Origin of the sequence: Parabacteroides sp. PM6-13 (genome assembly GCF_029892605.1) — a bacterium.
Taxonomy (GTDB): Bacteria; Bacteroidota; Bacteroidia; order Bacteroidales; family Tannerellaceae; genus QVMG01.
This window is the reverse complement of the sequence record NZ_JARXWF010000004.1, coordinates 29,013-53,606: the sequence shown is the minus strand read 5'-3', so window position 1 is coordinate 53,606 and position 24,594 is coordinate 29,013. Positions and strand designations below refer to the sequence as shown.

15 protein-coding genes are annotated in these 24,594 nt (G+C 47.9%); 7 read left to right on the top strand and 8 right to left on the bottom strand.

The window, feature by feature from the left end; genetic code table 11:
* Position 1: 1 nt before the first annotated feature.
* The 3 genes from M2134_RS05195 to M2134_RS05185 all read right to left on the bottom strand — a co-directional run bounded on the left by M2134_RS05195 (position 2) and on the right by M2134_RS05185 (position 5,636).
* Positions 2-2,608, bottom strand: a complete 2,607-nt coding sequence (locus tag M2134_RS05195; protein WP_280751452.1) for an alpha-L-arabinofuranosidase C-terminal domain-containing protein — start codon at positions 2,606-2,608, stop codon at positions 2-4.
* A 26-nt stretch (positions 2,609-2,634) separates the two neighbouring features.
* The gene (locus M2134_RS05190) at positions 2,635-4,176 is read right to left on the bottom strand and encodes an alpha-L-arabinofuranosidase C-terminal domain-containing protein (protein ID WP_280751453.1); all 1,542 of its coding nucleotides are present in this window, start codon (positions 4,174-4,176) and stop codon (positions 2,635-2,637) included.
* A gap of 155 nt (positions 4,177-4,331) precedes the next feature.
* Positions 4,332-5,636, bottom strand: coding sequence for a BNR repeat-containing protein (locus M2134_RS05185; RefSeq protein WP_280751454.1), 1,305 nt, complete (start codon positions 5,634-5,636; stop codon positions 4,332-4,334).
* 374 nt (positions 5,637-6,010) lie between these two features.
* Between M2134_RS05185 and M2134_RS05180 the strand changes: the two genes are divergently transcribed.
* The 3 genes from M2134_RS05180 to M2134_RS05170 are packed head-to-tail and all read left to right on the top strand — an operon-like array spanning position 6,011 to position 11,061.
* Complete coding sequence (locus M2134_RS05180; protein ID WP_280751455.1) at positions 6,011-7,984, top strand: alpha-L-arabinofuranosidase C-terminal domain-containing protein; 1,974 nt, start codon at positions 6,011-6,013, stop codon at positions 7,982-7,984.
* A gap of 12 nt (positions 7,985-7,996) precedes the next feature.
* The gene (locus M2134_RS05175; protein ID WP_280751456.1) at positions 7,997-10,360 is read left to right on the top strand and encodes a glycoside hydrolase family 127 protein; all 2,364 of its coding nucleotides are present in this window, start codon (positions 7,997-7,999) and stop codon (positions 10,358-10,360) included.
* Positions 10,361-10,368: 8 nt separating this feature from the next.
* Positions 10,369-11,061 (top strand): NUDIX domain-containing protein, encoded by a 693-nt coding sequence (locus M2134_RS05170; protein WP_280751457.1) that lies wholly within the window; start codon positions 10,369-10,371, stop codon positions 11,059-11,061.
* A gap of 79 nt (positions 11,062-11,140) precedes the next feature.
* On the opposite strand, the gene M2134_RS05165 is transcribed toward M2134_RS05170, so the two are convergent.
* Together M2134_RS05165 and M2134_RS05160 are read right to left on the bottom strand one after the other, a co-directional pair.
* Entirely contained in the window at positions 11,141-13,282 is a 2,142-nt protein-coding gene (locus M2134_RS05165; protein WP_280751458.1) for a trehalase family glycosidase, read from the bottom strand.
* A 30-nt stretch (positions 13,283-13,312) separates the two neighbouring features.
* The gene (locus M2134_RS05160) at positions 13,313-14,899 is read right to left on the bottom strand and encodes a glycoside hydrolase family 31 protein (RefSeq protein ID WP_280751459.1); all 1,587 of its coding nucleotides are present in this window, start codon (positions 14,897-14,899) and stop codon (positions 13,313-13,315) included.
* A gap of 673 nt (positions 14,900-15,572) precedes the next feature.
* On the opposite strand from M2134_RS05160, the gene araD reads away from it, so the two are divergent.
* The 4 genes from araD to M2134_RS05140 are packed head-to-tail and all read left to right on the top strand — an operon-like array spanning position 15,573 to position 21,151.
* Positions 15,573-16,256: an L-ribulose-5-phosphate 4-epimerase gene (gene araD, locus M2134_RS05155; RefSeq protein ID WP_280758142.1), complete on the top strand. Its 684-nt coding sequence runs from the start codon at positions 15,573-15,575 to the stop codon at positions 16,254-16,256.
* Positions 16,257-16,310: 54 nt separating this feature from the next.
* Complete coding sequence (gene araA, locus M2134_RS05150) at positions 16,311-17,807, top strand: L-arabinose isomerase (RefSeq protein ID WP_280751461.1); 1,497 nt, start codon at positions 16,311-16,313, stop codon at positions 17,805-17,807.
* A 12-nt stretch (positions 17,808-17,819) separates the two neighbouring features.
* Positions 17,820-19,421: an FGGY-family carbohydrate kinase gene (locus M2134_RS05145; RefSeq protein ID WP_280751510.1), complete on the top strand. Its 1,602-nt coding sequence runs from the start codon at positions 17,820-17,822 to the stop codon at positions 19,419-19,421.
* Positions 19,422-19,471: 50 nt separating this feature from the next.
* Positions 19,472-21,151: a sodium:solute symporter gene (locus M2134_RS05140; RefSeq protein WP_280751462.1), complete on the top strand. Its 1,680-nt coding sequence runs from the start codon at positions 19,472-19,474 to the stop codon at positions 21,149-21,151.
* A gap of 563 nt (positions 21,152-21,714) precedes the next feature.
* Here the strand turns inward: M2134_RS05140 and M2134_RS05135 are convergent.
* From M2134_RS05135 to M2134_RS05125, 3 genes are read right to left on the bottom strand one after another with little or no spacing between them, the layout of a single operon-like run.
* Positions 21,715-22,716, bottom strand: a complete 1,002-nt coding sequence (locus M2134_RS05135) for a glycoside hydrolase family 43 protein (protein ID WP_280751463.1) — start codon at positions 22,714-22,716, stop codon at positions 21,715-21,717.
* A gap of 29 nt (positions 22,717-22,745) precedes the next feature.
* Positions 22,746-23,417, bottom strand: a complete 672-nt coding sequence (locus tag M2134_RS05130) for a DUF2461 domain-containing protein (protein ID WP_280751464.1) — start codon at positions 23,415-23,417, stop codon at positions 22,746-22,748.
* A 39-nt stretch (positions 23,418-23,456) separates the two neighbouring features.
* Complete coding sequence (locus M2134_RS05125) at positions 23,457-24,509, bottom strand: winged helix DNA-binding domain-containing protein (RefSeq protein ID WP_280751465.1); 1,053 nt, start codon at positions 24,507-24,509, stop codon at positions 23,457-23,459.
* Positions 24,510-24,594 lie beyond the last annotated feature (85 nt).

Genomic DNA, 24,594 nt, shown 5'->3' with positions numbered 1-24,594 from the left:
CTTATTTTAATTTCAGACGTATAACAGAGAATGAATAAGCCGGCAGTTCATACGTGAGCTGTGAGGCTACTTCGATAGTCGATTCTTGAGGTCTGGCATCGCGGTCTTCCGGGTCTCCCTGAAGCACATAGACAGATGCCTGGTTGCCGGCCGGTTCCATGCCCGCCAGGTCGATCGTCGACGGAACAGCCACCGGCAATAGGTTGATCACTTTAATGATCAGGTCGTTGGTGGCCTGGTCGATCACAAACGAGGTCGCCACGCGCTTGCGGATGTCCGGACGGTTGTTCGACATCTTCACATGACTGGTCAGGTATTCATTTCCGCTATGCTCGCCAAAGAGTTTCTGCACGAAATAGCCTACTGTCGGTTTGATCTCCGTATTGGTGAAATAGATCAGGTCCGGGTTCCACTGTGTATGTCCCTCTTTCCCCAACAGCGGAGCATAGGAGGTCATTGCCACGATGTCGGCGTTGCGTTCTACGTTGATCAGGTGCAGGGCTTCGCAAAGGGCTGCTTCCAGGTTGTTATAACGGCTGGGCACATGCGCTGCGTATTCACCCAGGTACACCTGTGGCTTACTACGGTCGTAGCGGTCGTAATAATCCTGGTTGTTGATATACCATCCCGGTGACTGGTAGTAATGCTCATCGACCATAGGCAGATCGATCTTGGATGCCAGCTTCCAGCCCTCCACATAGTCGGTGCCTTCGAAGAAGGGACCCACCGTACCGATCACAACAATCTCCGGATATTTCGCTTTGATGGCATCGTTGATCATCATGAACCGCTCTTCAAACACATCGGTGATCAGGTCTTCGTTGCCGACACCGAGGTATTTCAGGTTAAACGGTTTCGGATGTCCGGCAGCCGCGCGCTTGCGTCCCCATTCCGATTTGATATCGCCATTGGCATATTCGATCAGGTTCAGGATGCTCTGTACATAGTCGTCCATCTCGCACATAGGGATACCTCCCTGTTGGCCACCGATCGGATGGTTGTGCTTGGCAGAGTTCTGACAGGGCACACCGGCAGCAACCACCGGCAGCGGCTCGGCTCCTAAGTCTTCACAGAACTGGAAATACTCGAAGTAACCCAATCCGGCGCTCTGGTGATAGTTCCAAATATTAAACTGTGGCTTGCGCTCTTCCAATTTACCGATGGTGTTTTCCCAACGATAGATGTTCTCAATGCCGTTACCGTGTGCCACACAGCCTCCGGGGAAGCGTACGAAACGTGGTTTCATATCGGCAATCACCTGAGCCAGGTCGGCGCGAAGTCCGTTCTTTCTTCCTTTGAATGTCTTTTGTGGGAAGAGAGAGATCATATCCAGGTCAACGCGTCCCGTCTGTTGCGGGATCACTTCCAAACGGGCATCATCCACCGTCTGTTTGGCGGTGATCACCACCTGCAGCTTTTTCCACTCCTTCGGTACCGAAGAGGTCGAAGCCTCTGCATACACCTCACCGTTTTTACCGGTCAGGCGAATAAGCAATTTCCCTCTTTTGGCTTCCGGGCTACGGGCGAAAACAGAAAAGTCATATTTGTCACCTGCTTTCAGGACGATGCCGTCGAATCCTTCGTTCACCAGCGCCGCTCCGGCCTGATTGATGGTCAATGCCGCGTAATGGCTGTTGTTCTCATGGATAGGCGAGGAGGTAGCAATATGGAAATCCATCTCTCCGCCTTTTGTCGACCAGGCTTTTTTGCTGTTCCACTCCGGATCTCTTCTGTTCTCATGAGGTTGGTATTCGAAATCGCGGTTTTGAACCAGTTCGGCATACAAGCCACCATCTGCTGCGTAGTTGATATCTTCAAAAAAGATACCCATCAACAGGTCGCTGATTGGCTTTCTCTTCTCCGGTTGAAGCGAGATGGTCGCCATTACCGGTGTGCGTATCACCGCCGGATCCATCGCTACGCGTTCGTTCCGGAGTATGCCGGCATAAGCTGCCAACTGTTGTGCCTTCTGCATCTTGTCGATCACCGACCAGGCCACCCGGTGGAGGGTGCCTGTCTCTTTCGCGCCGTCAATGACCAATTCGGTCTTCTGGCTCTGACGCGAATTGATCTTTTGAATCGGACTGTATGTCTTGAAGTCCTTTGTCGTACTGCTGTAGAGGCCAACCTTACCCGGTTTGTTACTTTCCCAGGTTACGATGTATTCCTTTTTCCCTGCATCGTAGGTGATGTCGGGTTTCAGGCAATTCCCTTCGGGCATAATGATCGGGTAGGACTGAGGTCCCCAGTAAACCAGATCCGGCGACGAGGCATGTGCAAAGGCAGCATCCCGGTCGTTCAGTTCCCATACACACTGCCAGGAATCATCGGGCGAATGAAACAATACCGGTTCATACATCCGTTTTTCCGATCCCCAGGCGCTGTAGTCGCTTTTTACAAAACTATGTTCCGGCCCAATGGGATGCCAGGCTTCCCGGTCGATGCTCCAGGCAAAAAACAATCCGCCACTGCCCTTCATCGCTTCGCTTGTGTAAGCAAAGATATAGGCCGAGTCCGGTTCGTTGGCGCGGATTGTAAATTGCGTGGAGGAGTAACTGATAATTCCAATAATGAGTAATAGTCTGGAAAAAATCTTTTTGAATGTCATGTTGTTATGCTTAATGAGTGGTTATCTTATTTTACCTCCAGTTGAATGATCGACATCGCCGGCACCTTCATCTCCAGCTTACCGTTCTTGATCTTCGCGCCGGTGAAGGCTTGCGGTTTGATCAGGTCAGGTTTCTCAAATGTGTTGTGATCGTTTGCCTTCGCAGAGGTAAGGATACGTGCCGTAACATTTTTCGGATTCATGCCCGATACATCGATCGTCACATCATAGCTCTTCTCCAAATCGATATTGGTCAGCGAGATATTGGTTACGCCATTTTTCTGAGAAGCGGTAGCGTCAACCACTTTCACCTGTCTGCCACGAATCTCTTTGGTCTCGGTGATGATATCCAACGGCAGGTAAGTCGCTTCCTGGTGTACCTTATACATATCGAACACATGGTAAGAAGGGGTCAACACCATCTTGTCGTCCTTCGTCAGGATCATCGACTGCAATACATTCACGATCTGTGCGATATTGGCCATCTGTATACGGTCTGTATATTTATGGAATACGCCGAATGTCAAGGCTGCAACAAAAGCGTCGCGCATCGTGCTCTGCTGGAAAAGGAAACCGGGGTTCGTGCCGGGCTCTACATCAAACCAGGTACCCCATTCGTCCACCATCAGGCCTACCCGTTTCTCTTTATCATATTTATCCATGATCTCCATATGCTTCAGAAGCACCTCTTCAATCTCCAGGCTCTTGCCGATGATCCAGTAATAATCGTCCGGTGTGAATACCGTTGCCGATCCTTTGCTGCCATTCCAGCCGGTGACAGTATAATAATGTAAAGAGACACCGTTCATTTTGCTGCCTGCTTTGTTCATCAAGACATCTGTCCAGTTATAATCGTAATCGCTGGCGCCACTACCGATCTTATACAGGCGGTTGCCATCGAAGTTACGGCAATACACCGCATAGCGTCTGTACAGGTCAGCATAGTATTCGGGAAGCATATCGCCACCACATCCCCAGCTTTCATTACCAATACCCAGGTATTTTACCTTCCAGGCTTTGTCGCGACCATTCTGACGACGCAGGTTTGCCATCGGGCTGTCACCGTCGGAGGTCATATATTCTACCCACTTAGCCAATTCTTCTACCGTGCCGCTACCTACGTTGCCGCTGATGTAAGGCTCACACTCCAACAATTCGCAGAGGTTCAGGAACTCATGGGTACCGAAGCTGTTGTCTTCTACAACGCCTCCCCAGTTGTTGTTCACCATCTTAGGGCGGTTCTCACGCGGACCGATACCATCCATCCAGTGGTATTCATCGGCAAAACATCCTCCCGGCCAACGCAGGTTGGGAATCTCCAGTTTCTTTAATGCCTCCAGTACATCCGTGCGGTATCCCTTGGTATTGGGAATAGGAGAATCCTCGCCTACCCATAAGCCGCCATAGATACAGTTGCCAAGATGCTCGGCAAAATGTCCGTAAATGTGTTTGCTGATTACACGCTCACCCTTCTCGGGGTAAATTCTGATTTGTACATCCTTTTGTTGCGCTGTTGCGCCTAACGCGACCAAAAGGAAAGTCGCCAGGCTAACCATTCTTTTTTTCATGATATTTCTACAATTTGTTTTTCGGGGACTAAAATATATATTTATTTTGGAATAAGTGTAGAAATAACAATCATTTAGAGTTAACAAATCATGCAAATAAGGGGCACAGATCTTTCAACCCCTGTTTTTCGTTGATGAAAACCCGCTTGAAGAGGCTATTTTACGGCCTCTTCCAATTCGAATACATAAATCATCTGTGGGGCAATATCCGCTTTCCCTTCGCCATCGATCTGGATCGTGTTTTGTACAAACAGGTGGCATTTGCCCTGTTCCTGCCAAAGGGTGGTGTCAAAGCTGGGTTCCCAGGCATTTACCGGAAAGCTGGAGAGATCCTCAATCTGCCATTCGTTTTTCTCTACCCGTCGGCAAGTGGCCATCGATACCTTCGTGTCGCGCTCCTCGTCCCGGAAAAAGAGGTAGAGCGAGGCAGGCTGACCTTTCCCTACCACCAACTGAGGACGTGAGATTGGGATCATTTTAGTGCCTCCTCCTTTTAAGGTGAAGGGGGTAGAGCGAAAGCCGAGGTTCAGGCTGTGCCACTTCTTGTCGTTTTGGTAGACGATATGGTATTGAGGAACCGTGTCGTTCGCCTCCCGCCAATAGGTGGCGATATATGGGTTGCCATAGGCATCGGTGGTCATCGATGTCTGGTTGATCAGTTCGCTCTCCTGGGGAATGTGACAAACGATCTCCGCGCTCTCTTGCCGGATGGGAAGAGGGTAGGGGGTGCCTTGTGAGTCGGTCCATGTTACTCCTCCATCGGTGGATTGGGCATAACAAAGGTCATGGTTGGTCTCTACCAGCCAGGACTCGCGCCATACCCAGGAGACATGGATCACCCCATGGGCATCGACACAGGCTTGCCAGTAAGCGTTTCGTTTATTCTCCCCATCGATGAGGTTGGTTTGCACACGTGTCCACTTTTGGGTCTCTGTCGAGTAACGGTTCATCACCAGGTTGCCACGTCCCGAGCTGCCGTCGCGGTACATAAAGAGCAAATCACCGTCGGGCATACGGAAAAATTCCGGGTAGGTGACATTCTCTTCGGTCTCACCGGTCATCGCCTCTTTCTCCCCCAGGGTAAGCGAGTAGGGGGCAATTCCTTTGGCATAGCGTAACGCGTGACCATGATGATCCCAGGAGACATGCAGGAAGCCTTCACCGTCAACCATAATCGAGATCACATTATGCGCATCGTTCACATTCCCTTGGTAGGGCGATGGTTGCAACCCCCACGTGGTTTCCCCCAGCTTGCGTTTCCCCAGGACCATATAGCCCTCCTGGTTATAGAAAGCGATAAACTGAGTATCCTGAAAGGTGACAAGAGAGTTTTTCCGAAAGATGGTGGTGTTAACCGAATTATTCGCCCACCCTTCCGTCACCGGAATGATCTGTTGTGCCTTGGGAGAGGTTGGAACAAGGCAAAGAAGTATCAATAGAATCGTCGATTTTAGGTTCATGATATGGTTGCTTTTGGATTGATCATGCAAAAGTCTGAAAAATAAAATAAAAACCGGTAGCTCAAATAGCTCAAAAGAGGGGAATTTTTATTCTCACCCGCATGAGAATTTTTTCTCACGCGGGTGAGAATTTTTTTTATGACTCAAAAAAGCTGTGAGAATCCCCTCCTTCCGATCAAGAATCGTGCATATAAAACAGCTGTTGGAAATATGTTATAAAACAGGGTGTGCACGATTTGCTTCGTAAAGTGTTGATTCTACACTAAAAAATAAATATACTTGCAAAGCTAAAGCTGGAGGTGTTGAAATCCGGGTGAAAATGGCATAGCGAGAAAGAAATTATACCTATTTATATATAACTAAACATTGATAGCATGAAGAAAAAATTATTGAAAGCATTTTGTCTGGGTGCCTTGCTGGCCGGTAGCACCGGTTTGTCGGCGCAACAGACCTATGAATTGACGCTGGATACCAAAAAGGTAGGCGCAGAGATTAAATCAACCATGTACGGTTTGTTTTTTGAAGACATCAACTTTGCGGCAGACGGTGGTTTGTATGCGGAGATGGTGAAGAACCGTTCGTTTGACTTCCCGCAGAACCTGATGGGATGGTACACCTTCGGGAAGGTGGAACTTAGTAAGGAGAATGCTCCGTTTGCGAACAACCCGAACTATGTGATCCTTTCCAACTCAGGACATGGACACAAGCATACCGGAATTGAAAACGAAGGTTTCCGTGGTATGGGCTTCAAAGCAAATGCCGACTATCGTTTTTCGGTATGGGCTAAGAAGGTGAATGCGACAGGCAATCAGAAGATTCGCATCAATTTGTTGGATGACAAGAATAATATCATCGGCAACAAAGAGTTGGAGATTACTTCAAACGATTGGAAAAAGTATGAGATAAAGATCGCTCCGAATAAGACGGTCGACAAGGGACGTCTGCGTATCTTCCTGGCATCCGAAGGATCGGTGGCGCTGGAGCATGTGTCGCTTTTCCCGGTAGATACCTACAAAGGACGTGAGAACGGACTGCGTGCCGACCTGGCTCAGGCCTTGGCTGATCTGAATCCGGGCGTATTCCGTTTCCCCGGTGGATGTATCGTGGAAGGAACTGATCTGGAAACACGTTATGACTGGAAAAAGAGTGTTGGACAGGTAGAAAATCGTCCGGTGAATGAAAACCGTTGGCATTATACCTTCCCTCACCGTTTCTTCCCCGACTATTTCCAGAGCTATGGCTTAGGATTCTATGAATTTTTCCTGTTGTCGGAAGATATAGGTGCTGAGCCGCTTCCAGTACTCAACTGTGGGCTGGCTTGTCAGTATCAGAACGACGACGAACATGCGCATGTGCCGGTAGACGGTTTGGATTGTTATATCCAGGATGCGCTCGACCTGATTGAGTTTGCTAATGGCCCGGTTACTTCAACTTGGGGTAAATTGCGTGCTGAGATGGGACATCCGGAACCATTCAACCTGAAATATGTAGGAATCGGTAACGAACAATGGGGATCGGAATATGTAGACCGTTTGCCGCCGTTTATTAAAGCAATCCGTGCGAAATATCCGGATATTAAGATTATAGGTAGCTCAGGTCCTTCAGCTGATGGTAAGCAATTCGATTATCTCTGGCCGGAAATGAAACGTCTGAAAGTGGATCTGGTAGACGAACACTACTACAAAGAACCAAAATGGTTCCTGGATAATGCAGCACGTTATGACGGATACGACCGCAAAGGACCGGCTGTTTTTGCCGGAGAATACGCAGCTCACGACCACCCGACAGGCAAGCAGAACAACTTCAACTCGGCGCTTGCCGAAGCAGCTTTCATGACCGGTCTGGAAAGAAATGCTGACATTGTTCACATGTGTACCTATGCACCGTTGTTTGCTCATATCGATGGCTGGCAGTGGAACCCTGACCTGATCTGGTTCGACAACCTGCGCGTGATGAAAACACCGAACTATTATGTGCAACAGATCTATGCACAGAACACAGGTACAAACGTACTGAAGCTGTTGCAAGGCAAGACACCGCTCACCGGACAGGATGGTTTGTATGCTTCTGCGGTATGGGATAAGAACGAAAGCTGTTATATCGTGAAGGTGGTGAATACGGCTACTTCAGCGAAAGAGGTGCAGATCACCTTGACCGGCCTGAAGAAAAACACCGCTTTGTCTTTGGGTGACTGCATTATGATGCAGGAAAATGACCTGAAGAAATTCAATACCTTAGACGAACCGTCTCTGATTACACCGAAGAAAACCACCGCTTCTTTAGAAGGCAATGTGTTGAAGTTGAACGCACAGAGCCAATCTTTCAATATCTATAAGATTAAACGATAAAAAATGAGTAAAATGAGTAAAAACCTATTGATTGTTGGACTACTATCTGTGGCATTCCTTGGGAATGCCCAGATAGCTCCCCAAGTGAATTATTTTAATCTGCAGGATGTAAGACTATTGGATAGTCCATTTAAAAATGCAGAAGAGCTGGACAAACAGTATCTGTTGGAGATGGATGCCGACCGCCTGTTGGCTCCTTTCTTGCGTGAAGCTGGCCTGACTCCTAAGAAGGAAAGCTATACGAACTGGGAGAATACCGGGTTGGACGGACATATCGGTGGGCATTATGTGTCGGCTCTTTCGCTTATGTATGCCTCTACGGGCGATAAGCAGATCAAAGAGCGATTGGATTATATGCTGTCGGAATGGAAGCGTTGCCAGGATGCCAACGGTAATGGTTATATCGGCGGTGTACCGGGTGGTAACGCCATGTGGGCCGATGTGGCAAAGGGTAATATCCGTCCCGGTGGTTTCGACCTGAATGGCAAATGGGTACCGCTGTATAATATCCATAAAACCTATGCCGGATTGCGTGATGCCTACCTGCATGGCGGAAGCGACATGGCGAAGGATATGCTTATCAAGATGGCCGACTGGGCGATCGCGCTGATATCGGATCTGTCGGATGAGCAGGTGCAATATATGTTGCGCAGCGAACACGGAGGCTTGAACGAGACCTTTGCCGATGTGGCAGCGATCACCGGTGATCAGAAATACCTGCAACTGGCACGTCGTTTTTCACATCAGCACTTGCTTGTGCCCCTGATGCGCGAAGAGGATACTCTGACCGGTGTGCATGCGAATACACAAATACCGAAAGTGTTGGGGTATAAACGTATCGCCGACCTAGAAGGCAATGAAGAGTGGTCGGAAGCAACGCGTTTCTTTTGGGAAACGGTGGTGGCCAACCGTTCGGTTAGCATCGGAGGAAACAGTGTGCATGAGCATTTCAATCCGACAGACGACTTTTCGGAACTGATTCGCAGTATCGAAGGCCCGGAAACCTGCAACACCTACAATATGCTTCGCCTGAGCCGTATGCTCTATCGTACTTCGATGGACAAACGCTACCTCGACTACTACGAGCGAGCGATCTATAATCATATCCTGGGATCGCAGCATCCCGAGGGCGGCGGTTTGGTCTATTTCACCCAGATGCGTCCGGGACATTACCGTGTCTACTCGCAACCGCATACCAGTATGTGGTGTTGTGTGGGATCCGGTATCGAGAACCATTCGAAATATGGCGAGATGATCTATGCGCATAGTGGCAATAATCTCTATGTTAATCTCTTTATCCCTTCCCAGCTCACCTGGAAAGAAAAGAATGTAACGATCGTTCAGGAGACACGTTTCCCCGATGAAGCAACGACACGACTGACTATTCAGCCGAAAAAAACAACCGCTTTCACGTTGAACCTGCGTTGTCCTGCCTGGGTGAATCCGGCGGAACTCACGGTGAAGGTGAATGGAAAAGCGGTGGCTGTCGCCCCCGACGCGAAGGGTTTCCTGGCGGTGAATCGCAAATGGAAGAAGAACGATGTGGTCGAGATGGAGATGCCGATGCGCCTGACCGTAGAGCAACTGCCTGATAAATCGAACTATTATTCTTTTATGTACGGTCCCTTGGTGTTGGCTGCTAAGACGGGAACGGAAAATATGACCGGTCTCTATGCCGACGACAGCCGCGGAGGACATATTGCTCACGGTACGCCTCTTCCTTTGAAAGATATGCCGATTATTGTCAGTGACACCGAGCGTGTTGTCGATGCCGTGCGCAAACAACCGGGAGAAGGGCTTCGTTTTACCTTGTCGAACCTCTATTCTGAGAAATATCCGGAGCAGATGGAATTGATTCCTTTCTTCCGTTTGCACGATAGCCGTTATATCATCTACTGGCCACAGACAACCAAAGATGGATTGGATGCCTTGAAGCGCAAGATCGAGCAGGAGGAAAAAGACCGCGCGGCATTGGATGCTGTCACGATCGATGGCGTGAAAACCGGACAGCAACAGCCCGAATCCGACCATTTTATTCAGTCGGAGAACTCCAACACAGGCTTTAGCGATGAGGTGCATTGGCGTCAGACCCGGGGAGGATGGTTTAGCTATCAGTTGAAAAACGAAGAGGGAAAAGCCGAGCAGTTGTATGTGAGCTTCCTGGAAGATACGCGTCCCCGTCAGGTGGATATCTATCTGAACGATGAGGCGATAGCCTCTGTCATTTCGGAAGATAAAAAGGCAGGTTCCATTTGGACAGCGACTTATACAATTCCCGAAAATCTGCGTGAAAATAAAATTTTAACTGTTAAATTTGTGGCGGAAAAAAACGCACCTTCAACTAAGATCGTGGAAGTAAGGTTGTTGGAAAAATAAAAACAATAATGACAGCAGCATTTTATAAAGAGCAGCATAAATTTCTTGTAGCAGTCGACTGTATTATCCTGGGTTTTAAGAATGGAAAATTATATCTGTTGATCTCAAAACGTAAATTCGAACCACTCAAAGGGCAGGATACCCTGATGGGGGGATTCTTGCGCGAGCACGAAAGCCTTTCGGAAACAGTATCCCGCGTTGTTTATGAATACACAGGCATTGAAGATGTGTATATGGAACAGGTGGGTGCTTATGGAGAGATGGGGCGTGACGAGGGTGAACGGGTTATCTCGGTCGGTTATTATGCCCTGATCGATCTGGAGATGTTCGACGAAGAGCGTTGCAAGATTCATGATGCCCGTTGGAAAGAATTGGAGGAGGTTGGTCGACTGATCTTTGACCACAATCTGATCCTAGAAGATACGATCGATCTGTTGCGCAGAAAAGCCGCTACGCAACCTATTGGGTTCAATATGCTGCCGGAGAAGTTCACGTTGCCGCAACTGCAATCGCTTTATGAAGCCATTTATCAGACAGCTTTCGACAAACGGAATTTCCGCAAGAAGATGTTAGAAATGGATATCCTGGAAAAGCAGGAAGACAAAGATAAATCAAGCTCCAAAAGAGGTGCTTTCTACTACAAATTTAATAAAGAGAAATACGATCAGCTACTGGAAAAGGGATCTTACTTTTCCATCTGATGGAATGAAAAATGAGGAATGAAGAATGAAGAATTGAAGATCGCTTAGTACCAATTCTTCATTCTTCATTCCTCATTCTTTATTTCCCAACGACCTCCACCGTACATCCGGCAGGTGCCTCTATCTTATGATTTCCATCTTTCGATAGTCTTAGTTTTATCTTTCCCTCTTTTACCGGGAATTCGATATTGGCCCATTCCAAATCCATCAGATCGGGTTGCAGGGTATAATGGTTTAGCTTCGTATCGGATTGCCTGAAGCCGGCAATGCCATTCAATACCGCTACAATACCCGGGACACCGTTGGCACCGTGACAAAGGCTTAATCCGTAAGGGCGGTTGTAGAAGACAAGCTGTTCTTTCTTTGTTTTCGTGTAGGAGAAGTTCTCCGGGAAACGTGTATGTCCCTGTTCCAGCCAGTCGCCGAAGACGGTAAACAGGAAATTCCACATCTCTCTTACCCGGCGGGCTTTGGCATAGGCCATAAACTCATAGCCTTTCTCATAGCTCACATACTCTTTGTAATAGGGGATAGTTGGTAATGTTTCAAACAGCTTGTCGTAATGGCTCTCCGGGAAAATGCCCGCAAGGATAGCCCAGTATTGCGCATGATGGGAAATACCCTCGTCTAATTCACCTTGCTTGGTATATCCATTCATAAACAAGCCTTTCTCTTCGTTCCAGAAATAGGTGAAGATAGCTTTCTTCAATGCTTCCGCTTTTGCACGATAATGCCTGGCGGCCTTTCGGTCTCCCCATTTCGTGCAGAAATCAGCACCGATCTTATAATTGTAATAAAGCATGATCTGGGCGTAGGTGGGTGTGCCTTTTCGGTCCGGTCCCTGTCGTGTTGCCCATCCGGGAACAAATCCCCAGCTCACCCCTACATTGGCGGAGATAAATCCCTTTTCATCCTGCAATGTTTCGTAAAGTCCCAATAGTTGTTCCATCCGGTCGCGATACGAGAGGATGGTTCGGAAATCTCCATATCTTTTGTAATGTTGTTGGAAGCCTATAAGCGCATGTAATGGATAATCGGGTATGCCCAGGTCGGATGTGGTGGGGTTTAGCGGCAATAGGGCTACCGATAAGCTATTCAGGGACACCTGCTTGTCGCAGAAGACATAATCGCCGCCGAAGGTGCTTAATACCGCATCCATGGACCAGGGCAGGTAGTCGCGCTTGATGCCGTCCAGGTAAAAGCCATGGGTGCTTGTGTGGAGGGATGCCACCGATGCATTCCAGATATTATTTATCCGTTCATCATCACATTCGAAAGTCATTTGGAAATCGACAGGCCACATCTTCACCGTAAATGTAACATCCGTTATCTCGCAACCCTCCTCACTGAAAAGCTTGACATAGCGCAGTCCCCTTTCGGGTAGTGTAATCCGTGTTTCAGTGGCCGACAGCGTATACGGCTCGATAGGACGTTGTTCGAAAAGGGTCGTGTCTTCATTCAGTGTCTCTTCGGGGCTTTCTCCTACGAGTGCTGTCAGTTTGCCTTTCCCTTTTACGGAAAAAGAGACCTTGCCTACCTCCAGGTGGAAGAAGTCGATCAACACATAGCCGTTTTTCTGGAGCATGATTTTGTCGTTGTCGATCGATGCGTTTCGGATTGGCAATACAGAGCTGGGATGGATAGTTACAAGTGTCTCCGGATCATCCAACGGCATACGGCCGGCTGTGCCGAATACCGGAGATGTTTCGCCCCTATTCCAGGTCGTTTTGTCCAGGCTTGCCTCCCAGCCATCGACCGACGGCTTCCCATCCAAAGATACTTTGATGGCCGGCAAGTTGTTTTCTGCCTCTACCTCGAACAATAGGCTGTGTTTGCCTTTGGGTAGCCGGATGGAGTTGTCGTTAGTCCCGGATAGTTTGCCGTTTATATAGAGCTTCGCTTTGCCTGTCGATGTCCATGCCAGGGTGGTCTCCGCAGCAAAGTGGACTGTTTTTCGGAACGAAGTGCTATAGGCAGGCGCATAAAAATTGCCGGGATACCCGACATTGACGCAACGCTCCGCCGATTCTTCTACCCTTTTCTGTTGCAGGTGGGCACTGAGTTGTCCCGGATACCAAAGGTATTCGCACTGATTCCCTTGGAAACTTTCCTGGATACTGACAGCCGGATCCAATAATGGGTCATACTGAATCGTTTGGGCTTGAAGCGCTGTCGCCAGTAAGAGCAGACTCAGGCAGCCTACTTTGTGTTTTAATTTCATGTTCTATAGATTGATGATTTATAGTTGTTTCTATTTAACCCGTTCAAAATAGGGCAACCTACTTAAAGGCACCTCTATTTCGATGCTGCGCTCCCCTTTGTATGTCTTGCCTAAGTCATCTTTCCAGCGTCCTTTGGGCAATTTGACGGTGCGTTTGTTGTCCGGAGTGACCACCGGAGCTACCATATATTTCTCTCCCAGCATGAATTGGTCTTTACATTCGGCAAACCCTTCGTTGGGGAAGGCATATTCCATATGTCTGACAATTGGCTCCCCGCTGATGGCCGATGCGCGTGCCGATGCGAGGATATAGGCGCCCATCCGCTCATGCAGGCGTGCCATCTGTACTACCGTTTCCAGATTTTCTACATTCAATACCCGCCAGGGGGCTACCGAAAACTGCATCATCGGCATCAACGCGTGCACCTGTGCCGAGCGAACGATTAGCGTCTGATCGAACTTGTCCGCTTCCAGGTTAATGAAATTCTTGATTTGCCCGCCTCCAATCATATCCGGACAGGTGTAGGCATAGCCCAGTAAACCGGCGGCTATCATCTGAGGAATAAGCGACTGCACCGCATTCCATGAATAGTTTTTGTCACCCAGACGCTGCACCAGCGCCTGCCCGCCCATTTTCCAGCCTGCCCGGTATTCATTGACAGGAAATTCCAATCCGATCTTCATCCAGGCTTCGGTATGATCTACAGATATGGCGTCTTTTTTATAAGCTATCAACTCTTTATTCGTATAAAAATTGTTGTCGCCCGCATCCAGTTTGAAACCGTCGATACCATACTCTTCTTGCATGTTTTTCAACAAGGCGACATAATGCGCAAAGGCTTCGGGGTTGGTCATGTCGTAGCAAGCGCTTTGCCCGTTCCACCAGGAGATGATTGCCGGTTTGCCTGTGTTTTTGTTTTTCAACAGATAACCTTTAGTAGCCAGTTCTCTGTATTCCTGCGTGTCGGCCGATACGAATGGGCAGATCCAAAGCATCACTTTGAAACCCATGCGATGTAGTTCCTCCACCATCGCTTTCGGATCAGGGAACTTCTCCGCCCGGAAGTCAAAATTCCCGTAATAGCGTTGCCAGTTATCGTCGATCATCAACACACCGGGAGGAAAGCCGTTGTCAATAATGCCTCTCGCATAACGCAGGATATCTTCCTGATTCTGGTTGTACATCAACTCAATCCAGGTGTTATACTGCGGCATGGCGAAGAAAAGCTCATCGGGCAACACACCGCTCGGCTTGAAATGTTTCTCGCAGGCAGCCATATAGGCCTCCCGCAAGCTATTGCCGGCATGGGTTACCGTTATCTCTTCATAATCCGAAGTGATCGAAAGCCTATTCTCCGAAACGGAAAAACGGAACGGCTTCTCACTCCACACATACCGCCCTTTGTTCGACAACAACAGAGGCACCACCTGATTATTATTGTTTTGTGTCTCCAGATTATACTCATCTAACGGCTCGATATAAGGCATACGCTCGCCATAGGCCACCACGCCGCCCCACCAGTATTCGCCCGGGAGTGCATTAATTTCATCTGCATACTGTGCATAAGCTCCGCCACAAAACAGCAAGAGCAGCAGGAGGAAGGATAATTTTCTCATATTATTCGTTCTTGTATAAATAGAATTCCTATGTATAGTTCTACTTTTTGCCGCAAAGAAACAGCATTCAACCTATGAAATAAATGGAATTATGTTCAAAATATATGAATTTAATTCAGGATGGCTGTATAGAAAAAAATTACGACTTCAGATTCATATTCCGGGCATAAAGAGGAATAAACAAAGGGTAGAAGCGAAACAGAGGTTGTCTTAACGAATGTTAAATCGATGTATTCTGCCGAAAATGCGCTTTGTCATTTTGTCAAAAACGCGGGAGTATTTTTCCAAAAACGTAGGGGTATTTAAAATTAGTCAGGCGAGAAACACTTTTTAACGTATCATATTGTACAGCAAAATGGTTGTTTTGCTTACATTTTGTATTTTAACATTTTGCTTTTGGGGAAGCCGTGGGTTGGGCTGAAAAATCGATATTCTTATGACTTATGCCGACGGGGGTTTGTTTTTCTGTTGATCGAAATGGGGCGAGGGTGGAGGCTATCTCAAATACTTTCTTATTTTTGTGATTTTAAGGGCTTTCGGGCGGTTTTCGGCGTTTTATTTGAAAAACATGTTGTAGAATATAAAAAATGTACGGCTTTTATTGGATACTTATCACTAATATTGCAAGTGTAAATGCAACACTTATTATTTAATACAGCAATACGAACAGGAAATGCTTGAAAAATTAAAAGAAGAGGTTTTCGTAGCGAACCTCGATTTAGTAAAACATGGATTGGTGATTTTCACCTGGGGAAATGTAAGCGCGATAGATAAAGAGACTGGCTTGGTGGTGATTAAACCGTCAGGCGTTTCGTATGAAACGATGAAGGCGGAGGATATGGTCGTTGTCGATCTGGAAGGAAAGATTGTGGAGGGCCGTATGAAACCCTCTTCGGATACGCCGACTCATCTTGCCTTGTACAAGGCCTTCCCGGAAATAGGGGGTATTGTGCATACCCATTCTACCTACGCGACCTCTTGGGCGCAGGCCGGCTGTGATATTCCGAATATCGGAACGACGCATGCGGACTATTTCAAGGATGATGTGCCCTGTACCCGTCAGATGACCGTAGAGGAGATCAACGGTGCGTATGAACTGGAAACGGGCAACGTGATTATAGAGCGCTTCAAAGACTTGAATGCCGAATATACGCCGGGCGTATTGGTCAACAACCACGGGCCGTTTGCCTGGGGAAAGGACGCGCATAATGCGGTGCATAACGCGGTGGTTCTGGAGCAGGTAGCCAAGATGGCCTATATCGCTTACGGGGTGAATCCGGAGCTGAAAATGAACCAGGAACTGATTAAAAAACATTTTTTCCGCAAACATGGTCCGGGTGCCTATTACGGACAATGATGGTAAACAAACAACTAAAAAAATATATTATTAACTTATTAAAACTGATATGCCATGAGTTTTGAAAATTATGAAGTATGGTTTATCACCGGAGCACAGTTGCTTTACGGTGGTGATGCGGTGATTGCCGTTGATGCACATTCTAATGAGATGGTCAAAGGATTGAATGATTCCGGTAACCTTCCTATTAAAGTGGTTTATAAAGGAACAGCCAATTCATCGAAAGAGGTTACTGCCGTTATGAAAGCAGCAAACAACGATGAGAAATGTATTGGCGTGATCACCTGGATGCATACCTTCTCTCCGGCTAAGATGTGGATACATGGTTTGCAAGCCTTAAACAAACCGCTGTGTCATTTCCATACACAGTTCAATAAAGAGATCCCTTGGGATACGATGAATATGGATTTTATGAACCTGAATCAGTCGGCACATGGCGACCGTGAGTACGGACATATTACAGCACGCTTGCGCAAACCGCGCAAAATCGTTGTAGGTCACTGGCAAGATGCAGCCGCGCAAGAAAAACTGGCTGTATGGATGCGTGTGGCCGCTGCTTGGGCTGATGCACAAGATATGTTGATTATCCGTTTCGGAGATCAAATGAATAACGTAGCCGTAACAGATGGTGACAAGGTGGAAGCTGAAATGAAATTAGGCTATCACGTGGACTATGTACCGGTGAACGACCTGATGACCTATTATACGGCTGTATCGGATGCGGATGTAAAAGCGCTTGTTGCTGAGTACTTCGCTCAATACGACCACGCGGCTGAATTAGAAGATGAAAGTACAGAAGCCTATACGAAGGTCTATAACTCTGCGAAAGCGGAGATTGCTATCCGTCGTATTCTCGAAGATATGGGCGCGAAAGGTTTCACTACGAACTTCAACGACTTAGGTCTTATGGACCAGATACCCGGACTTGCCAGCCAACGTTTGATGGAGGCAGGTTATGGTTTCGGTGGTGAAGGCGACTGGAAAACGGCGGCTCTTTATCGTACGATGTGGTTTATGAGCCAGGGTATGCCGAAAGGTTGCTCTTTCTTGGAAGACTACACCTTGCATTTCGATGGCGAGAAAAGTGCGATCCTGCAAGCTCATATGTTGGAGATCTGTCCGCTTATCTCTGCCGAGAAACCGAAACTGGAAGTACACCGCTTGAGCATTGGTATCGACAGCGAAACAGCTCGTTTGGTATTTACTGCGAAAGAGGGTGAAGGTATTGCCGCAACGATCATTGACTTAGGCAATCGCTTCCGTATGATTGTAAACAAAGTGGATTGTATCAAGAGCAAACCGCTTCCTAAGCTGCCGGTAGCTTCTGCTTTATGGATTCCGCGTCCTAACCTTGAAGTAGGCGCAGGTGCTTGGATTATGGCGGGAGGTACTCACCATACCAGCTTCTCGTACGACCTTACGGTTGAGTATATGGAAGACTACGCAGAGATAGCAGGTATAGAGCTTGTTGTTATTGATGAGAACACCAATATGTCGGAGTTCAAGAAAGAGCTTCGCATGAATGAGGTATATTATTTGCTCAACAAATAATGCTCTATCATGATGAATATTGCAGATGCAAAACAAACCATCGAATCAGGCAAGGCTATTCTGGGTATAGAGCTTGGCTCAACCAGAATAAAAGCTGTTTTGATTGATGAAGAAAATAGACCGATCGCGCAAGGTAGCCACAGTTGGGAGAACCAATTGGTGGATGGTCTATGGACATATAGTATAGAGGATATATGGAAAGGCTTGCAAGATTGCTATGCGGATCTTAGAGCCAACGTGCAGACTCGTTACCAGGTAGAATTGGAGAACCTGGCGTCTATTGGCGTAAGTGCGATGATGCACGGCTATATGCCTTTTAATGACAAAGAAGAGATCCTGGTGCCTTTCCGCACTTGGAGAAATACAAATACAGGGCAGGCTGCGGCCGCCCTGTCTGAACTTTTTGTCTATAACATTCCGTTGCGTTGGAGTATCTCGCATATCTATCAGGCTATTCTTAACGGAGAGGAGCATGTTGGGGAGATCAGCTTCCTGACTACCCTGGCAGGATATATCCACTGGCAACTGACTGGCAAGAAGGTATTAGGCATAGGGGATGCTTCCGGTATGCTGCCTATAGACCCTGACACGAAGAGCTATTATGGTCACATGGTAGATAAGTTCGACGCTTTGATTGCCGATAAAGGATACGCCTGGAAGCTGCTTGATATTCTTCCTGAGGTGTTATCGGCCGGTGAGGATGCAGGACGTCTGACGGAAGAGGGTGCTTATAAACTTGACCCGTCGGGTAACCTGAAGCCGGGTATTCCTCTTTGTCCTCCGGAAGGAGATGCGGGCACAGGTATGGTTGCTACGAACGCGGTAGAGCAAAGAACCGGTAATGTGTCGGCAGGAACCTCCTCTTTCTCTATGATCGTATTGGAAAAAGACCTTTCTAAGCCGCATGAGGAGATAGATATGGTTACTACGCCTGATGGTAGCTTAGTGGCTATGGTACACTGTAATAACTGTACTACTGACCTGAATGCCTGGGTTAATCTCTTCAGAGAGTATCAAGAATTATTGGGTGTTCCGGTAGATATGGATGTGGTGTATGAGAAGCTATACAATCACGCGCTTACGGGCGATACGGATTGTGGCGGTTTAGTCGCTTTCAACTATGTTTCAGGAGAGCCTATCACAGGACTTTCAGAAGGTAGACCTTTATTTGTACGCTCTTCAGGCGATAACTTCAATCTGGCTAACTTCATGCGTGCTCATTTACAAGCCTCTGTAGGGGTATTGAAGATTGGTAACGATATCCTCTTCAACGAAGAGAAAGTCAAGGTTGATCGTATTACCGCTCATGGAGGTCTTTTCAAAACGAAAACAGTTGGCCAACGCATTCTTGCTGCGGCACTCAACTCGCCTATCTCCGTGATGGAAACAGCCGGTGAGGGTGGTGCCTGGGGTATTGCTTTGTTGGCCTCTTATTTAGTGAATAACGAAAAGCAACAACCGTTAGCCGAGTTTCTTCATCAACATGTGTTTGGTGGTGAGGCAGGTATGGAGATCTCACCTTCAGCCGAGGATGTTGAGGGATTCAATATTTATATAGAGAACTATAAAAAGGCCCTTCCTATTGAGGAGACAGCCGTTAAATATAAAATATAGGTCACTGTAAGAAAGATATTAAACACGAACTAATAATTTAAATTACTATTATGTTAGCATTAGATTGGATTGTAATTGGAGTATTTGCGCTCGTGCTCATCGGTATTATCGTGTGGGTAATGAAGCAAAAGCAAAATGACTCGGCAGACTATTTCTTGGGAGGACGCGACGCGACATGGATTGCGATCGGTGCTTCTATCTTTGCGTCGAATATTGGTTCCGAACACTTGATCGGATTGGCGGGTGCCGGTGCGTCAAGCGGTATGGCTATGGCTCACTGGGAAATCCAGGGTTGGATGATTCTTATCTTAGGTTGGGTGTTCGTTCCGTTCTACTCTCGTTCTATGGTGTACACCATGCCGGAGTTCCTCGAGCGGCGTTATAACTCGCAATCGAGAACGATTCTGTCGGTTATCTCGTTGATCAGTTATGTATTGACCAAAGTGGCCGTGACGGTTTACGCCGGTGGTTTGGTGTTCCAACAGGTATTTGGTATCGAAGAGCTGTGGGGTATTGACTTCTTCTGGATCGCGGCAATCGGGCTGGTGCTTATCACCGCGCTCTATACCATCTTCGGAGGTATGAAATCGGTATTATACACCTCGGTATTGCAGACGCCTATTCTCTTGTTAGGCTCGCTGATTATCCTGGTGCTCGGATTGAAAGAGCTGGGCGGCTGGGAAGAGATGATGAGTATTGCGGGTGCTACACCTGTGAATGAATATGGTGATACGATGATTAACCTGATCCGTAACAATGGCGACCCTGACTTTCCTTGGCTGGGTGCTTTGATCGGTTCGGCTATTATCGGTTTCTGGTATTGGTGTACCGACCAGTTTATCGTGCAACGCGTACTTTCCGGTAAAGACCAGAAACAAGCGCGTCGCGGTACGATCTTCGGTGCTTACCTGAAGTTGCTTCCGGTATTCCTGTTCCTGATTCCCGGTATGATCGCTTACGCGCTTCATATAAAAACCGGTGCTTTCCTGCCTGTTGACGCGGCGGGTGTACATAACGCTGACGCGGCCTTCCCGACTCTGGTAGCGAAACTGCTTCCGGCCGGTGTGAAAGGATTGGTTGTTTGCGGTATCTTGGCGGCTCTGATGAGCTCGTTGGCTTCGCTGTTCAACTCGTCGGCTATGTTGTTTACGATCGACTTCTATAAGCGTTTCAAACCGAATACACCGGAAAAGAAACTGGTGGCTATCGGTCAGGGTGCTACGGTGGTTATCGTGATCTTAGGTATCCTCTGGATTCCGATCATGCGTAGTGTGGGCGATGTGCTTTATACCTACCTGCAAGACGTTCAATCGGTACTGGCACCGGGTATCGCGGCTGCCTTCCTCTTGGGTATCACCTGGAAACGTACCAGCGAGAAAGGTGGTATGTGGGGCTTGATCGCCGGTATGGTGATTGGTTTGACTCGTCTGGGTGCCAATGTGTATTACAGCAACTTCCCGGATGCGGCTCAGAACCTGTTCAAGACTGTCTTCTATGATGTAAACTGGTTGTTCTTCTGCGGATGGATGTTCCTGTTCTGTATCCTTGTGGTAGTGGTTGTCAGCTTGTTTACCAAAGCGCCTTCTGCTGAAAAGATTCAAGGTTTGGTATTTGGTACGGCAACACCGGAACAGAAAGCCGAAACACGTGCCAGCTGGAATAAGTGGGATGTGATCCATTCCTGCATTATCTTAGGTATCACAGCTGCTTTCTATTTCTATTTCTGGTAAGAGATATTGATATGAATAGATAAAAAAGAGCGGAGGTTCCTCAAGGGAATCTCCGCTCTCTTTTTTAGTGGAAGTGGTGATCGTTTTGCACTTAGTAGTTAAAAGTAGTCAAAGTAGTTAGAGTAGTCAGAGTCGCAAAAAGATCACAACTAACGCTAACTACGCTGAATGATATTTAGCCTTATAGGTGCCCATGTTTGGATGAACGTGTTTGTATGACTGAAGGCCATCCGGGCCTGAAGGGCCGAGTCCCGGAGGGACGAAGACTTAGCCCACGGGTAAGCAGACTGAAAGTCTGCGCAACCCTGGGTATCACGACAATACAATGAGTGGAGTTCTGAAGGAACGATAGATATGAGGTGATAGGATGTATGGAGATTGGATTTCTTCTTTCGTTCTTGCAGAACTCATTTTTACATATCCATAGAGTCCCAGGGTGGCGCAGACCTTCGGCCTGCTTACCCTGGGCTAAGTCTTCGTCCCGCTGGGACTTGGCCTTGCAGGCCTGCTGTGGCCTTTAGCCATACAAACACGTTCATCCAAACATGGGCCTATAAGGCTAACTACTTAACAATTTTACCAACCACCAATTTATCACCCGACAGGTCGACCTCGAAGAGATTGGGAATACGGATATATCGTCCGTTTACGTCTTTATGGCTATGCACCGACATCAGCCATTTGCCCTCAAGGGTCTGAAACAGCATGCCGTGTCCGAAGTTCGGAGGCGTGATCGGGTCCTTCTCCTGGATCCAGGGGCCGTCGATAGTGCCGCTTTCCGAATACACCACGCCTTGCGTATACACATCATGGATCCAGCTTGTCCATATCATACCTAAACGTCCTGTGCCGGTACGGAAGAGGTAAGGACCATCGGTTACCTTATGAGGAACGATCTTGCCGTCTACCTCTTCGCGGTTCCAGGGCGAATCTTTGGCGCGAAACAGGATCTTTCCTTCTCCAACGGATCCGCTGAGGTCGGGCTTTAATTCGATCTTCTCCATCGTTCCGTTGCCGTTCTGCAACCATTCGTGGCAATAGATCATATAGGGCGTCCCGTCTTCAACCCAGAAGGTGCCGTCGAGGGTCAGCATCTTCGCCGGCAGATAGGTCTCGTCGGCCATCGGCAGGTAGGGACCCTCCGGGCGATCGCTCACCAATACATGGCTTGCCCGGCGTTCCAATGGTCTTCCGTTGACCGTGTCGACCATGATCGCGTTGTTTGTGAAGGTGGCAAAGTAGTAATACTTGTCTTTGTAGGCATGCAACTCAGCTGCCCAGATCATCGGATTAGGACCCATCCAGGAGTCGGGATCGGTCTTGGCGACATGATAGGGACCTTCCCATAGTTTCAGATCCGGGCTCTTCCACAAAAGACCTCCGGTGCCGGTCATGTAATACATATTCGTTTCTTTATCCGCGAGGATACAAGGGTCGCTCAGGCGGATAGAGTCTAACGGGATGTTTTTCCTTACTTCCCGTTGGTTTCTGTTTTGTGCCGACAGATACTGTCCCATCGTATACGCCAAACAGAAAAGGATCAAAAGATAAATTCGTTTTTGCATACTAAAAAGGTATTAAAGTGAAAAATAAGTTATCCATGCATGGTTTCGTCGATGGTGTAGTTGATAAACCTGTTCAACGGATAAATCAACTCCAGGCGTTTCAGGCTTTCCGTAAGCGCGTCCTCCGCGTCAAAGAAATCATCTTCTACAAAGTTCGAACAGGTGTAGTTTTTATGTTTCAGCCATTCGCCGCCCTCCGCATCGGCAGGAAAGGGAGCCGGCATGCGTTTTAGTTTATATGTGTCGTCCATCTTATAGTGGCGCGTGAAAGCCGGATCCTCCACAATCGAAACGAACTCTTCCATATTGTCGTATATGTCCTGCCGGAGCGCTTTCAACAGGGGAGGGTCGAGGTGCCAGACGCCGCCGGCAAACAGGGAGCCTCCGGGCTCTAAATGAATGTAATAGCCGCCTCGTTGATTCAGCTTGCCCCCTTGGGTGATAAAGGCACCGAAATGGGTCTTGTAGGGCGTCTTATCCGCCGCGAAGCGTGTGTCTCGGTAGATACGGAAGATCGAATCTTTTGTTGTCGTGGCGGCGGCTTCGGGGTCAAACTTGGCAATGCCGACGATCATATCGTCCACCAAGGCTTCGAATTGCTTTCGGGCTACCTGGTATTTCGCTTTGTTCTCTTGAAACCAGGTGCGGTTGTTGTTGCTTTGCAACTCTCTTAAAAAGTCGAATATTTCTTTTGTTTGCATCTTCGTAATAGTTATAAATGGCTGATAAAGGTAATGAATTTATAGAAAACGGAGATACTCTTGGATGGCGGCTTGCACCAAACGCTCTGTTTTTTGGGATGTTTTTTTGAAAAAAGAGATCTCCACTTCCGGCATTTTCTTCTTCGTTACCTTCTTCCACGAGCCGATGATACGCCCATTCAACATAACGGTAGGACTGAACAATCCGTTTTTCGTCATTACCTTTCCGTAGTGCTCGTCTTCGATCAGCTCCGAACGATCCTTGTAGCTGACCACGAACTCATCGAAAGGAGGAAGCAATAAGGCGGAGTCTTTTCCCTTTTCCGGTATCCGGATATCATTTTTCATCCAGAACTCTCTGCCGTTCAACGTCTCCGAGACAAACTGCTCTTTCACCATCTCCAGGGCACTTCGGGCTTCGGTGATAAGCAATCCGGACCACCAGATGAAATCTTGCAGTGTCGCCGGGCCGTGACTGGAAAAGAATTTATAGGCCAGCGTAGCCAATGCCTCCTCTTTGTCGAAAGAGCGAGTCTTGGGCACGCGCTCCTCTAAGAGGGCGTAGGTGTGTTTGATGCCTTTGGCGACTCCGTTGCATACGATCCCTTCTATTTCAGCCTGTGACAAGATAATACTCAGCTCCCGTTCGTCGATCTCTATCCCCTCGTTTTTTAGCTGTTCGTCGATCTCCTGCTTGGTGAGGTGTCCCTGTTTTTCTAAGGTGTTGATCACCTGAACGCTTCTGCGGGGCATACTTGCTTCGTCAATCCCTATCATCTTAGCATACGAGAGGAATACGGGTTTCAAACGCGATGTGGATAGTGGGATCATCCAGTGAATATCTTCGGCGGAAACAAAGTGCCAGGTTGGACGTAGGATATGTGTGCGAATGATGCGTCCCGCGTCGAGCGCCTCTGTTACTCGTTGATGGCTGGCGTCTTCCAACCGGTTCCCGATGCCCCATTTGGCCATTTCCGATGCTTGCGATTGCATGGCGCCCATATAGGAGACCACCTCTTCGGGCTCTTTTAGTCGGTTTTCGGCCAATAGCTGATTGTACAGGCGGATCCCCAGGATATCTGTCGAATTCATCTTTGTTATTTGTTTTTGTAGTGAATGTTGCAAACCTACGGATTATATATGGTTTTAGGGTGACCTGTTGAAAACTTTTTGGCTA